Annotated in this window: 8 protein-coding genes and 1 pseudogene; 2 read left to right on the plus strand and 7 right to left on the minus strand. The window is 69.7% G+C overall.

What is annotated here, in order from left to right; translation table 11 throughout:
• Positions 1-18: 18 nt before the first annotated feature.
• Positions 19-990, minus strand: a complete 972-nt coding sequence (gene galE, locus AB0L21_RS08090; RefSeq protein ID WP_365699512.1) for a UDP-glucose 4-epimerase GalE — start codon at positions 988-990, stop codon at positions 19-21.
• 332 nt (positions 991-1,322) lie between these two features.
• Here galE and AB0L21_RS08095 point away from each other — a divergent pair, with 332 nt between their 5' ends.
• Both AB0L21_RS08095 and AB0L21_RS08100 read left to right on the plus strand, forming a co-directional pair.
• Positions 1,323-3,554 carry a bifunctional glycosyltransferase family 2 protein/CDP-glycerol:glycerophosphate glycerophosphotransferase gene (locus AB0L21_RS08095; protein ID WP_365782825.1) on the plus strand — a complete coding sequence of 744 codons (2,232 nt, stop codon included), beginning with the start codon at positions 1,323-1,325 and terminating at the stop codon, positions 3,552-3,554.
• Between the two features lie 24 nt (positions 3,555-3,578).
• Positions 3,579-7,142: a CDP-glycerol glycerophosphotransferase family protein gene (locus tag AB0L21_RS08100; protein ID WP_365782827.1), complete on the plus strand. Its 3,564-nt coding sequence runs from the start codon at positions 3,579-3,581 to the stop codon at positions 7,140-7,142.
• Positions 7,143-7,222: 80 nt separating this feature from the next.
• Here the strand turns inward: AB0L21_RS08100 and AB0L21_RS08105 are convergent, their stop codons facing one another.
• The 6 genes and pseudogenes from AB0L21_RS08105 to AB0L21_RS08130 all read right to left on the minus strand — a co-directional run.
• On the minus strand, positions 7,223-8,317 hold the full coding sequence (locus AB0L21_RS08105; protein WP_365782829.1) for a glycosyltransferase: 1,095 nt from the start codon (positions 8,315-8,317) through the stop codon (positions 7,223-7,225).
• 224 nt (positions 8,318-8,541) lie between these two features.
• Positions 8,542-9,987 carry a GTPase ObgE gene (gene obgE, locus AB0L21_RS08110; RefSeq protein ID WP_365782831.1) on the minus strand — a complete coding sequence of 482 codons (1,446 nt, stop codon included), beginning with the start codon at positions 9,985-9,987 and terminating at the stop codon, positions 8,542-8,544.
• Between the two features lie 116 nt (positions 9,988-10,103).
• Entirely contained in the window at positions 10,104-10,358 is a 255-nt protein-coding gene (rpmA, locus tag AB0L21_RS08115) for a 50S ribosomal protein L27 (RefSeq protein ID WP_010041940.1), read from the minus strand.
• Positions 10,359-10,372: 14 nt separating this feature from the next.
• The gene (gene rplU / locus AB0L21_RS08120) at positions 10,373-10,693 is read right to left on the minus strand and encodes a 50S ribosomal protein L21 (protein WP_028422127.1); all 321 of its coding nucleotides are present in this window, start codon (positions 10,691-10,693) and stop codon (positions 10,373-10,375) included.
• A 188-nt stretch (positions 10,694-10,881) separates the two neighbouring features.
• Positions 10,882-11,943 carry an iron-containing alcohol dehydrogenase family protein gene (locus AB0L21_RS08125; RefSeq protein WP_365699517.1) on the minus strand — a complete coding sequence of 354 codons (1,062 nt, stop codon included), beginning with the start codon at positions 11,941-11,943 and terminating at the stop codon, positions 10,882-10,884.
• Positions 11,931-12,345 (minus strand): annotated as a pseudogene (locus AB0L21_RS08130) (phosphocholine cytidylyltransferase family protein); the annotation flags it as partial. The pseudogene AB0L21_RS08130 and the gene AB0L21_RS08125, both read right to left, overlap by 13 nt.

Raw genomic sequence — 12,345 nt, forward strand, 5'->3', positions numbered from 1 at the left:
GGCTCCGCGGCCGGCCGCTCAGGCGTGCCGGTGACGCCACCCCAGCCACGCGGACTCGATCATGTCGTCCAGGCCGAGACGGGCGGTCCAGCCCAGTTCCGCGTGGATGCGGTCCGCCGACGCGACCACCCTCGCCGGGTCTCCGGGGCGGCGGTCGGTCACCTCGGGCGTCAGCCGCTCGTTGCCGGTCACCTTCAGGATGCGGTCGACCATCTCGCGGACCGAGCTGCCCTCACCCCGGCCGATGTTGAGGACAAGCGAGGTCCCCTCCGGGGCGTCCCGCAGACGTGCCGCCGCCGCCTGGTGGGCGGAGGCGATGTCCTGGACGTGAATGTAGTCACGTACGCAGGTGCCGTCCGGCGTGGCGTAGTCGTCGCCGAAGATCCGCGGTGCCTCGCCGGCCTCCAGCCGCTCGAACACCATGGGGATGAGGTTGAAGACGCCCGCGTCGGACAGCTCCGGGGCGGCGGCACCGGCCACGTTGAAATAACGCAGGGACACGGCCCGGATCCCGTGGGCCCTGGCCGCGGCGGCGATCAGCCACTCGCCGATCAGCTTCGTCTCGCCGTAGGGGCTCATGGGGACGCAGGGGGTGTCCTCGGTCACGAGGTCGACGTCCGGCATGCCGTAGACGGCGGCGGACGAGGAGAAGACGATCCGGCCGACACCGGTGGCCGCCATCGCCTCCAGCAGGGTCTGCAGACCGGTGACGTTCTCGCGGTAGTAGTGGAGAGGCCGCTCCACCGACTCCCCCACCTGCTTCTTGGCGGCGATGTGCACCACACCCGTCACGGCGTGGTCACGCATCGTCCGCTCCAGGAGAGCCTGGTCCAGCACGCTGCCCACGACCAGCGGGACATCGCCGGGCACCCGGTCGGCACTGCCGGTCGACAGGTCGTCGTAGACGACCACGTGCTCGCCGTTCTCCGTCATGGCGCGCACCACATGCGCACCGATGTACCCGGCGCCGCCCGTGACCAGCCAGCTCATTCCCGTGCCTCCTCGGTCTGTGTCAGTAGGAGAGCAGACTCGTTCATGGACTACGGAAAATCGAGTCGGGTAATTTCGGACAACTGCGGCAAAAACCCAGCGTGATGAGACGGGGTGAGATGCATCGCCGGTCCGGGTGGGACAATGTTCCGAGCACGTAAAGGTCCGGCCTCCGTGGCTGTTCCACGCCCCGACCGCCCCGCTACCTTGCTCACGGAAACATCAAGTGAATCCTTTACTCTGATGCGACGGCGCGCTGCGCCGCCGGCGGGCGGAGCGTGCTCTGGCCTCGGCCCACGCTCTCGTGATCAGTCTCGGAACAGGTTGTAAGGATGCCCAGACTCTCTCTCGTCATCCCTGTCTACAAGGTGCAGGGCTACCTCACCGAGTGCCTGGACTCGGTGCTCGGGCAGGACTACACGGACTTCGAGGTCATCGCGGTCGACGACTGCTCACCGGACGGTTCAGGCGCCATTCTCGACGAATACGCGGAGCGGGACGCGCGTGTTCACGTGATTCACCTCACGGAGAACGTGGGGCTGGGGCGTGCGCGCAATGCGGGCATGGAGAAGGTTCAGGGCGATTACGTACTCTTCCTGGACAGTGACGACACTTTGACCGACGGCGCGCTGCGGGCGATAGCCGAGCGGCTGGAAGCAGCCGGGGACCCCGAGATCCTCGTCTACGACTACGCCCGCAGCTACTGGGACGGCCGCATCCGCCCCAACCAGCGTGCCGAGCTGCTCCAGCCCGACGGCCCGGAGGCCTTCCCCCTCGCCGAACGGCCGCAGCTGCTGGACCTGCTGCAGATCGTCTGGAACAAGGCCTACCGCCGGGACTTCGTCCTCCGCCACGAGCTGACCTTCCCGCCCGGCTACTACGAGGACGCCCCCTGGACGTTCTGCTCCATGATCAGCGCCGAGCGCATCGCGGTGCTGAACCGGGTCTGCGTGATGTACCGGCAGCGCCGCGAGGGCGGCAACATCCTGAAGACGGTCAGCCGCAAGCACTTCGACGTCTTCGACCAGTACCGCCGCGTCTTCGACTACGTCGACGCCCGCCCCCAGTTCGCGCAGTGGCGCGAGCCGCTGTTCCGCAAGATGGTCGACCACTTCCTGACCATCCTGGACCGGCCCGACCGTCTGCCGGCCGACGCGCGGGCGGAGTTCTTCCACCGCGCCTCCGCCGACTACCGCGCGCGGCTCCCCCAGAACTTCCAGCGGCCGGGCGGCGGCCGCGGCCACAAGTACGCGATGCTGGAGAAGGACGCGTACGCCGCGATGGCCGGTGCCACCGCCGCCGTGAAGCTCCGCAAGGCGGTCAGAACCCGCACCCGTACGGCCGTCAACCGGTCCAAGCGCAGCGCGATGGGCGTCTACTACCAGTCGCAGCTGCGGCTGCCGCTGGACGAGAACCTGGCGCTCTTCTCCGCCTACTGGAGCCGCAGCGTCTCCTGCAACCCGGCCGCCATCGACGCCGAGCTGGCCCGGCTCGCCCCGCACGTCCGCCGGGTCTGGGCGATCCGGCCGGACGCGGTGGACCGGGTACCCGAAGGCGTGCACTACGTCCGGGTCGGCTCCAAGGAGTACTGGGCCGCGCTCGCGCGTGCCAAGTACCTGGTCAACAACGTGAACTTCGCCGACAGCGTGGTCAAGCGCGAGGGTCAGGTCCATCTGCAGACCCACCACGGCACTCCGCTGAAGACCATGGGTCTCGACCAGCGCAAGTACCCCGCCTCGACGGACATGGACTTCGACAAGCTCCTGGAGCGCTGCGACCGCTGGGACTTCAGCGTCAGCTCCAACCGCTTCTCCACCGCCGTCTGGGAGCGGGTCTACCCGTGCTCCTACGTCTCGCTGGAGACCGGCTACCCCCGCAACGACGTCCTCGTCAACGGCACGTCGGAGGACGTCCGCCGGGCCCGCGCGGCACTGGGGCTCGCCGACGGCACCAGGGCGTTCCTGTACATGCCCACGCACCGCGAGTACCAGCCCGGCTTCGTGCCGAGTCTCGATCTCGCCCGCCTCGCCGACGAGCTGGGCCCGGACGTGACCCTGCTGGTGCGCGGCCACTACTTCTACGGCGGCTCGGCCCACGTGGCCGAACTGCGCCGCAGCGGGCGGATCGTCGACGTGTCGGGGCACCCCCGGGTGGAGGAGCTGTATCTCGCGGCCGACGCGCTGATCACGGACTACTCCTCCGCGATGTTCGACTACGCCGTCCTGGACCGGCCGATCATCATCTACGCGCCCGACTGGGACATCTACTCCGCCGTGCGCGGCACCTACTTCAACCTGCTCCAGGAGTCGCCGGGTGCGGTGGCCACCTCGCAGGCCGAGCTGATCCACCTGCTCGGATCGGACGAGTACCGCGGGCAGGACGCGGCCACGCGCCGCGACGCCTTCCGCCGTCGGTTCTGCGAGTTCGACGACGGACGTGCCGCCGAACGCGTGGTGCGCCGCGTCTTCCTCGGCGAGACGGAGCCGCTGCCCTTCGTGCCGTTCGCAGAGCGTTCCCACGCACCGGCCCCCGCCCAGGCGCTCGCAGCCGTCGAGCGGGCCTGACCCCCGAGAAGGAGATCGACGAACATGGCCCCTCGGCTCAGTGTCATCGTCCCCATGTACGACGTCGAGCACTATCTGCCGGCCTGTCTCGACTCGCTGGCGGCGCAGACGTTCGAGGACTTCGAGGTCCTCATGGTGGACGACGGTTCACCCGACAACTCGGCGGCGATAGCCGAGTCCTACGCGGAGCGTGACCCGCGCTTCCGGCTGATACGCAAGGAGAACGGAGGGCTGGGGGCCGCCCGCAACACAGGTATCGCCCATCTGTCCCCCGAGTCGGAGTTCCTGACGTTCGTCGACAGCGACGACCTCGTCCCGCCGGACGCCTACCGCCTGATGGTGGGCAGCCTCGACGAGACCGGCTCCGACTTCGCCACCGGCAACGTCTTCCACCTCAAGGGCGAGAAGACCTGGCAGGTCCCGCTGATGCGGATGCTCGCGGGCGAGGCACGCCAGCGCACCCACATCTCCGAGTACGCCAAGCTCGTCGCCGACCGAATAGCCTGCAACAAGGTGTTCCGCCGGACGTTCTGGGAGAAGCACGGCTTCGCCTTCCCCGAGGGCCGCCTGTACGAGGACACGCCCGTCACCATGCGGGCGCACTACCTCGCCGAGGCCGTCGACGTGATCTCCGAGCCCTGCTACTACTGGCGGCTGCGCGAGGGCGAGTCCGCCCCCTCCATCACGCAGCGCCGTACCGACCCGGCCGGCGTGCGCGACCGCGTCACCTCCGTCCTGGAGATCAGCGACTTCCTGGGCAGGCAGCCCGGCGAGACCTTCGCCCGCCTCAAGCAGGAGTACGACACCCGCGTCCTCGTGGACGACCTGCGGCTGTTCCTCAACGTGGTGCCCGACGGCGACGAGGAGTACCGCGCCGAGTTCCTGCGTTCGGCCAACCGCTTCCTGGACCACATCGACCCCAAGGTCGTCATGGCCCTGCCGACGCACCTGCGGGTGCAGTGGCTGCTGGTCCGCAAGCACCAGCTCGACGAGCTGATCACCCTGCTGGCCTCGCAGCGGCGCAAGGAGGCCATCGAGGTCACCGGCCTGGTCCGCAAGTACGCCTCCTTCCCGGCGCTGGCCGACGCCCACCTGGACGTCCCGCGCAAGGCCCTGCGCATCGACCGGGACCTGCGCATGCGCGCCCCGCTGCAGGACGTCCGCTGGTCCGAGGGCAAGCTGGTGCTGGCCGGGCACGCCTGGATCGACAAGATCGACCTGCCCTCGAAGCGCTCGTCGGTCAAGGTCCTGCAGCTGCGCAAGGACAAGTCCCGCCGCCGCATGGTGCTGCCCACCCGGAACACGGAGTGCCCCGAGCGCACCACCGACTCCGGCCAGGACCGGTACAACTACGACTGGGCCGGCTGGGAGGTCACCATCGACCCGGCGAAGCTGCGCAAGGGCGGTGAGTGGCAGGAGGGCCTGTGGCACGTGGGCCTCGGCCTGTACGCCTCCGGCCTGGTGCGCCGTGCCGCCGTGCAGTCCAGCGGCGGTGCCGCCTGCAACTTCCCGCCGTACCGCTGGCTGGACTCCGACTTCCGGATGCTGCCGTCGGTCGAGCGCGGTGCGCTCAAGCTGCGCGTCGAGAAGGTCCGCGCGCTGATCACCGGCTGGACCATGGAGGGCGACCGGCTGCGGGTGACCGGCGACATCCGGGTCCCCCTGCAGGCCGGCGAGCGCGTGGCGCTGCGGGTGAAGAACCAGAAGGGCGCCGAGGTCCACGAGTACCCGGCCGACGTGACCGAGGAAGGCGGCCGGCACCGGTTCTCGGTCGACGTCCCGGTGGCCGACGTGGCGCTGGTCTTCCACGAGGGCGTCGACGCCCTGGCCCGGCCCGAGAAGCGCGTCTGGTCCACCGTGCTGGTGGCCACGGACCCCAAGGGCACCGAGCGTCAGTTCAGCACGGTCCTCCAAGAGGGCCTGGCGGACGGGCGGTTCGACCTGCCCGCCTCGCTGGGTGAACAGGCCGACCAGTGCGAACTGGCCGTGATCGGCGGGCACAACGGGTACCTCAAGCTGGCCGGCCGCACCCGGCGGGCCGTGATCGACCGGGTCGGTCTGGAGGACGGCCGGATCACCATCACCGCGCGCACCGACGCCCGGCTCACCGGCTCCCGGCTGCTGCTCAAGCCGCGGGCGCGGTTCGAGGAGCGCTTCGTGGAGCCGCGCTGGCTCGACGACGGCCGTTTCGAGGTCGCCTTCGACCCCTCCACGCTCGGCGGCAACGGCAACGTGCCGCTGCGCGCGGGCCGCTGGAACCTCTTCCTGCGCCCGGCCGACGGTGAGGGTCCCGACGTGCCCTTCGTCACCGACCGTCTCGCGGCGGCGCAGTTCCCGCTCCGTGCCGAACTGGGCGGCCGCCGCTACTGGCTGGAGAACCGCTGGGCCGACTTCCCCCAGCTGAACTGCCGTTCGGAGCTGGACGACCTGGAGCGCGGCCCGTACCGCCAGCGGCAGCTGCGCGAGGAGGTGTACGCGCCCCTGCGGCAGCAGCCCCTGAAGGACCAGGTCTTCTACCTCAGCTACAACGGCAAGCAGTTCTCCGACAGCCCGAAGGCGATGTACGAGGAGCTGGTCGCCCGTGGCTCGAAGCTGAAGCACCTGTGGGCCGTGCGCGACGGTCAGGTCCTCCTGCCGGAGGGCGTGGAGCGCGTCCGCATGTGGGGCCGCGAGTGGTACGAGGCGCTGGCGTCCAGCCGCTACATCGTCACCAACGGCCACCTGCCGGACTGGATCGAGCGGCGCCCCGGCCAGGTCATCGTCCAGACCTGGCACGGCACGATGCTGAAGAAGATCGGCCACGACATCGACACGCTGCACTTCGACCGCCGCTACCAGGAGAAGCTGGCGCTGGAGGCGAAGCAGTGGAGCCTGGTGGTGTCCTCCAACCGGTTCAGCACGCCGATCCTGAAGCGCGCCTTCTCCTACGACGGGGAGATCCTGGAGGCGGGCTACCCCCGCAACGACTACCTGTACTCGCCGGACAAGGACGCCATCGCGGAGCGGGTGAAGAAGCAGCTCGGCCTGCCGAAGGGCAAGAAGGTCGTGCTGTACGCGCCGACCTGGCGGGACGACCAGGCGCACAGCCAGGGCCAGTACCTGTTCGACCTGCGGATCGACATCGAGGACGCGCAGCGGCGGCTGGGTGACGACCACGTCCTGCTCATCCGCCGCCACTCCAACGTGGTGGACGCGGTGCCGGGTGCCGGCAACGGCTTCGTGTGGGACGTGTCCGAGTACCCGGACATCGCCGAGCTGTACCTGGCGGCCGACATCATGATCACGGACTACTCGTCGGTCATGTTCGACTACGCCCACCTGAAGCGGCCGATGCTCTTCTTCACCTACGACCTGGAGCACTACCGGGACACCCTGCGCGGCTTCTACTTCGACTTCGAGCAGGACTCGCCCGGCCCGCTGGTCTTCACCTCGAAGGAGCTGATCGACGCGCTCCTGGACATCGACACGGTGTCCGCCGAGTACCAGGACCGCTTCGACCGCTTCCACCACCTGTTCTGTGACCTGGACGACGGCCACGCCTCGAAGCGGGTCGTGGACCGGATGCTGGAGCAGGCCAAGGAGCTCTGAGCGAGCACGGCAAAAGGGGCGGGGCCCGGAGGTTCGACCTCCGGGCCCCGCCCTGTGCCGTCCGGGAGGACGGCGGCCGGTCAACGCCCCCGGCGCAGACGCCGCTTGAGCGCCCTGAGCACACGGGCGGGGGCGTACCGGGCGAGCCGCCGGCTCGGCGAAGGCGCCGGCCGGGCGGCGGGGGTCGCGGGGCGCTGCTGCGGCTTCGGCTCCGGCCTGGGGACCAGCGTGGTGAGGACGGTGAGTTCCTCGACCAGCCCCTGGGAGATCAGCAGGCAGCGCAGCCGGGACAGCGGCGGCAGCTGGTCCACGAGCGTCTGCGGCATGTAGGCGCGCAACAGGTCCCCCGCCAGCTTCACGTGCAGAGCGCGGGCTTCCTCGGGCAGGTCGGCGAAGCGCCCGTCGAAGCGGCCGAGGATCTCCAGGGTGAGCCAGCGGTACAGCAGCTTGTTGCGCCGGGCGCCGGGCGGGACGTGCGCCGCCACGATGCTCAGTACGTCTCGCACGTTCGCGTAGAAGGAGGCGGGGTCCGGGACCTCCCGGGTCAGGTGCGGGAAGTCGTCGCGGCGGACCAGGTAGTAGCAGTCGTAGTCGGACACGACGGAGATCGACCGCGCGTGCAGGTAGGCGGGCACGACGAAGACCTGTTCCTCGGCCAGCCGTATGCCCTCCGCGAACCGCAGTCCGTGTTCCTCGACCAGCGAGCGGCGGAACAGCTTGTGCGCGGTGAGGGACCAGACGCCCTTGGAGGTGAAGATGTCACCCCCGTCGACGTTCTCCCGGAACGGGGTGACCGGGGCCTTGCGCCCCACACCCTTGATCTTCCCCAGCACCACGTCGGAGTCGTTGCGCTCGGCGGCGGCGACCAGGCGTTCCAGCGCCTCGGTGCCCAGGTAGTCGTCGGGGTCGGCGAAGAACAGGAACTCGCCCTGGGCCATCCCGATGGCCCGGTTGCGGGGGCCGCCCGGTGCGCCGGAGTTCTCCTGGTGCACCACCCGGACCCGGCCGGGGTGGCGCTCGGCCCAGGTGTCGAGCAGGTCGCCGCTGCCGTCGGTGGAGCCGTCGTCCACCGCGACGATCTCGATCCGCTCGAACCCGATCGACTGACCGGCGAGGGACTGGAGGCACTCCGGCAGATGGTCGACGGCGTTGTAGACAGGAATGATCACGGACACGACAGGACGGTCGGCGGGCACGGAGCCCATATGTCTTCCCCCCACGGGACACGACGTGCAGGCGGCGAGGAGCGCCGGTCAAACGCTCCCCGTCCGCATCGGTCATGTCACCGTAGCGCCCGCCACGCGTCGGCTCGATGTCACCCGTACGACGATCGGCGCGAAGTTGTGTAAAGGTGCTGTAACAGCCGAAGCACCTCTGCTTCGCGCGCGAAGCGGCTCGCCTAGAAGGGCTCGAAGTCGTTGAACTCCCGCTCCGGGTCGTCCCGTTCGGCCTGCCGGTCCCTGCGGCGCTGGGCTGCGGGCCGGGGCGTGTCGAAGCGGTGGTCCTCGCCGCGGCGGCCGAGCATCTCCGCGCCGGCCATGGCCGTCGGCTCCCAGTCGAAGACGACCGCGTTCTCCTCCGGGCCGATGGCGACGCCGTCACCCGCGCGGGCGCCCGCCTTCATCAACTCCTCCTCCACACCGAGGCGGTTGAGCCGGTCGGCGAGATAGCCGACGGCCTCGTCGTTGTTGAAGTCGGTCTGGCGGACCCAGCGTTCGGGCTTCTCGCCGCGCACCCGGAACAGCGGCTCGCCGCCGACCTCCTCACGGGTGACGCTGAAGCCCGCGTCGTCCACGGCCTTGGGCCGGATGACGATCCGGGTCGCCTCCTCCTTCGGCTTGGCGGCGCGCGCGCCCGCGACCAGCTCACCGAGGGCGAAGGTCAGCTCACGCAGCCCGATGTGCGCCACCGCCGACACCTCGAAGACGCGGTAGCCGCGGGCCTCCAGATCGGGACGGACCATCTCGGCGAGGTCCTTGCCGTCCGGCACGTCCACCTTGTTCAGGACGACGATGCGGGGCCGGTCGCCCAGGCCGCCGTACTGCCGCAGCTCCTCCTCGATGACGTCGAGGTCGGAGGCCGGGTCACGGTCGGACTCCAGGGTCGCGGTGTCCAGCACGTGCACCAGCACGCTGCACCGCTCCACGTGCCGCAGGAACTCCAGGCCCAGGCCGCGGCCCTGGCTGGCGCCGGGGATGAGACCGGGCACGTCGGCGATGGTGTAGACGGTGGAACCGGCGGTCACCACGCCCAGGTTCGGGACCAGCGTGGTGAACGGATAGTCGGCGATCTTCGGCTTGGCCGCGCTCAGCACGGAGATCAGGGAGGACTTGCCGGCGCTCGGATAGCCGACGAGGGCCACGTCCGCGACGGTCTTCAGCTCCAGGACGATGTCCTGTACGTCACCGGGCTCGCCGAGCAGCGCGAAGCCGGGCGCCTTGCGGCGGGCGGAGGCCAGCGCCGCGTTGCCGAGGCCGCCCCGGCCTCCTTGCGCGGCGATGTACGAGGTGCCGTGGCCGACCAGGTCGGCGAGGACGTTGCCCGCCTTGTCCAGGACGACGGTGCCGTCCGGCACGGGCAGGACCAGGTCCTGGCCGTCCTTGCCGGAACGGTTGCCGCCCTCGCCGGGCTTGCCGTTGGTGGCCTTGCGGTGCGGGGAGTGGTGGTAGTCGAGCAGCGTCGTGACCGACTGGTCGACGGTCAGGATGACGTCACCGCCCCGGCCGCCGTTGCCGCCGTCGGGGCCGCCGAGCGGCTTGAACTTCTCACGGTGGACGGAGGCACAGCCGTGGCCTCCGTTACCCGCGGCGACGTGCAGTTCGGCGCGGTCCACGAAGGTGGTCATGTTTCAGTGCCTCCAGGGAAGTACGGATGTGTCTACGTGTTAACACGCGAAAGGCGGACCCGCCTTCCCGACCGGGAAGTGAGGTCCGCCTCGCGAAAAGCTTCCGATCAGCCGACTCAGGCGACCGGAACGATGTTCACGACCTTGCGGCCACGGTGGGTGCCGAACTGCACCGAACCGGCCTGGAGGGCGAACAGCGTGTCGTCGCCGCCACGGCCGACGCCCGCGCCGGGGTGGAAGTGGGTGCCGCGCTGGCGGACCAGGATCTCACCCGCGTTCACGACCTGACCGCCGAAGCGCTTCACGCCGAGCCGCTGGGCATTGGAGTCGCGACCGTTCCGGGTGGACGATGCGCCCTTCTTGTGTGCCATTTCTCCTCAGTCCCTTACTTCGCAGCCGTGGGGATCGACGTGACCTTGATCGCCGTGTACTGCTGGCGGTGGCCCTGCCGACGGCGGTAGCCGGTCTTGTTCTTGTAGCGCAGAATGTCGATCTTCTGGCCCTTGTGGTGGTCCACGACCTCGGCCTGGACCTTGATGCCGGCCAGCACCCACGGGTCGCTGGTCACGGAGTCGCCGTCGACAACGAGCAGGGTCGAGAGCTCGACCGTGTCGCCAACCTTGGCAGTGGAAATCTTGTCAACCTCAACGATGTCGCCGACAGCAACCTTGTGCTGGCGACCACCGCTGCGCACGATGGCGTACACGCGGATCTCACTTTCGCTCGAAGAAACGGCACCCCCGCAGGCCAGTCGCCCGGGAAAACCACGGACGACCTCTCCCGGCCAACCGTGTGTCCGGGAGGAAGAGGTTTACGGGGATGTGGCGTGTTCAGTGGACACGCCGACGGTCAAGGTTACGGTCCCTGACCGTAGGGGTCAAACCGGGCTCGGGCTCAGCCGGCGACCGCGGCCACGTAGGCGGCGTACGCCTTCCCGATGCCCTCCGCGGACAGCTCCAGGTGCTCCAGGATCGTGTAACGCCCGGGCCGGGTCTGCGGCGCGTACTCCACGGCACGGACGAACTCGTCGTCGCCGAACCCGATCTCCTCCGCCACCACCGGCAGCCCGTGCCGGCGGAGCGTCTCGGCCATCAGCAGGGCGCGCTCGGTGTCGCCCCGCAGGTGCATGGCGAAGGCGGCGCCCAGTCCCACCTGCTCGCCGTGGCTGGCCGCCCGCTTGGGGTAGAGCAGGTCGAGCGCGTGGCTGATCTCGTGGCAGGCGCCGGAGGACGGGCGGGTGTGCCCGGCGATCGACATGGCGATGCCCGACAGCACCAGTCCCTCGGACAGCACGGTCAGGAACTCGTCCTCGCCGCATCCGCCCGGGTGCCGCAGCACGGCCTCGCCCGCCTGGCGTGCCATGGCGGCGGCCAGGCCGTCGATCTTCTCGCCGTTGACCCGGTTGGCCAGCTCCCAGTCCGCGACCGCGGAGATGTTGGACAGGGCGTCGCCGATGCCGGACCGCACGAACCGCATCGGCGCCTCACGGATCACGTCCAGATCGATGAGGAGGGCGATGGGGGTCGGTACCCCGTAGGAGCCACGGCCGGCGTCGTTGTCCAGGATGGAGACGGGCGAGCAGATCCCGTCGTGGGAGAGGTTGGTGGCGACGGCGACCATGGGCAGACCGACGCGCGCCGCGGAGTACTTCGCGCAGTCGATGACCTTGCCGCCGCCGAGGCCCACCACCGCGTCGTAGTGACCCGACTTCATCTCGTCGGCCAGCCGGACCGCGTCGTCCAGGGTGCCGCCGCCCACCTCGTACCAGACCGCCCCGGGCAGCGAGGGCGCGAGACGCTCGCGCAGCCGGGCCCCGGAGCCGCCGCTGACGGCGACGGCGAGCCGCCCGGAGTGCGAGATCCGCTGATCGGCGAGAACACTCGCCAGGTCGTCCAGGGCACCCGCGCGGATGTCCACCACGACCGGCGAGGGAATCAACCGGGTCAGTACTGGCACGCGATCACCCGTCCGCGGGCGAGGTCGTCGTGGTTGTCGATCTCGACCCAGCTGACGTCGCCGATCGGCGCCACGTCGACCTTGAAGCCGCGGTCGACCAGCTCCTGGTAACCGTCCTCGTAGTACAGCTGCGGGTCACGCTCGAACGTCGCCCGCAGCGCGTCGGCCAGCTCCTCGGCCGCGTCGCCCTCGATCAGGGTCACGCCGATGTACTCACCGGTCGCCTCCGCCGGGTCCATCAGCTTGGTGATCCTGCGGACGCCCTTCTCGGGGTCCACGACGACCTTCATCTCCTCGTCGGCCAGGCTCTTCACCGTGTCCAGGGCGAGGATGATCTTCTTGCCGTCGCCGCGCGCGGCGAGGAGGGTCTTCTCGACGGAGACCGGGTGCACGGTGTCGCCG

The organism is Streptomyces sp. NPDC052721 (assembly GCF_040678315.1).
In the GTDB taxonomy this organism is placed as follows: Bacteria; Actinomycetota; Actinomycetes; order Streptomycetales; family Streptomycetaceae; genus Streptomyces.

Bases quoted from the DNA above. Each gene is read 5' to 3' on its own strand.
- AB0L21_RS08095 (WP_365782825.1), top strand. From the start codon at position 1,323: ATGCCCAGACTCTCTCTCGTCATCCCTGTCTACAAGGTGCAGGGCTAC.
- AB0L21_RS08100 (WP_365782827.1), top strand. From the start codon at position 3,579: ATGGCCCCTCGGCTCAGTGTCATCGTCCCCATGTACGACGTCGAGCAC.
- obgE (WP_365782831.1), bottom strand. From the start codon at position 9,987: ATGACCACCTTCGTGGACCGCGCCGAACTGCACGTCGCCGCGGGTAAC.
- galE (WP_365699512.1), bottom strand. From the start codon at position 990: ATGAGCTGGCTGGTCACGGGCGGCGCCGGGTACATCGGTGCGCATGTG.
- rpmA (WP_010041940.1), bottom strand. From the start codon at position 10,358: ATGGCACACAAGAAGGGCGCATCGTCCACCCGGAACGGTCGCGACTCC.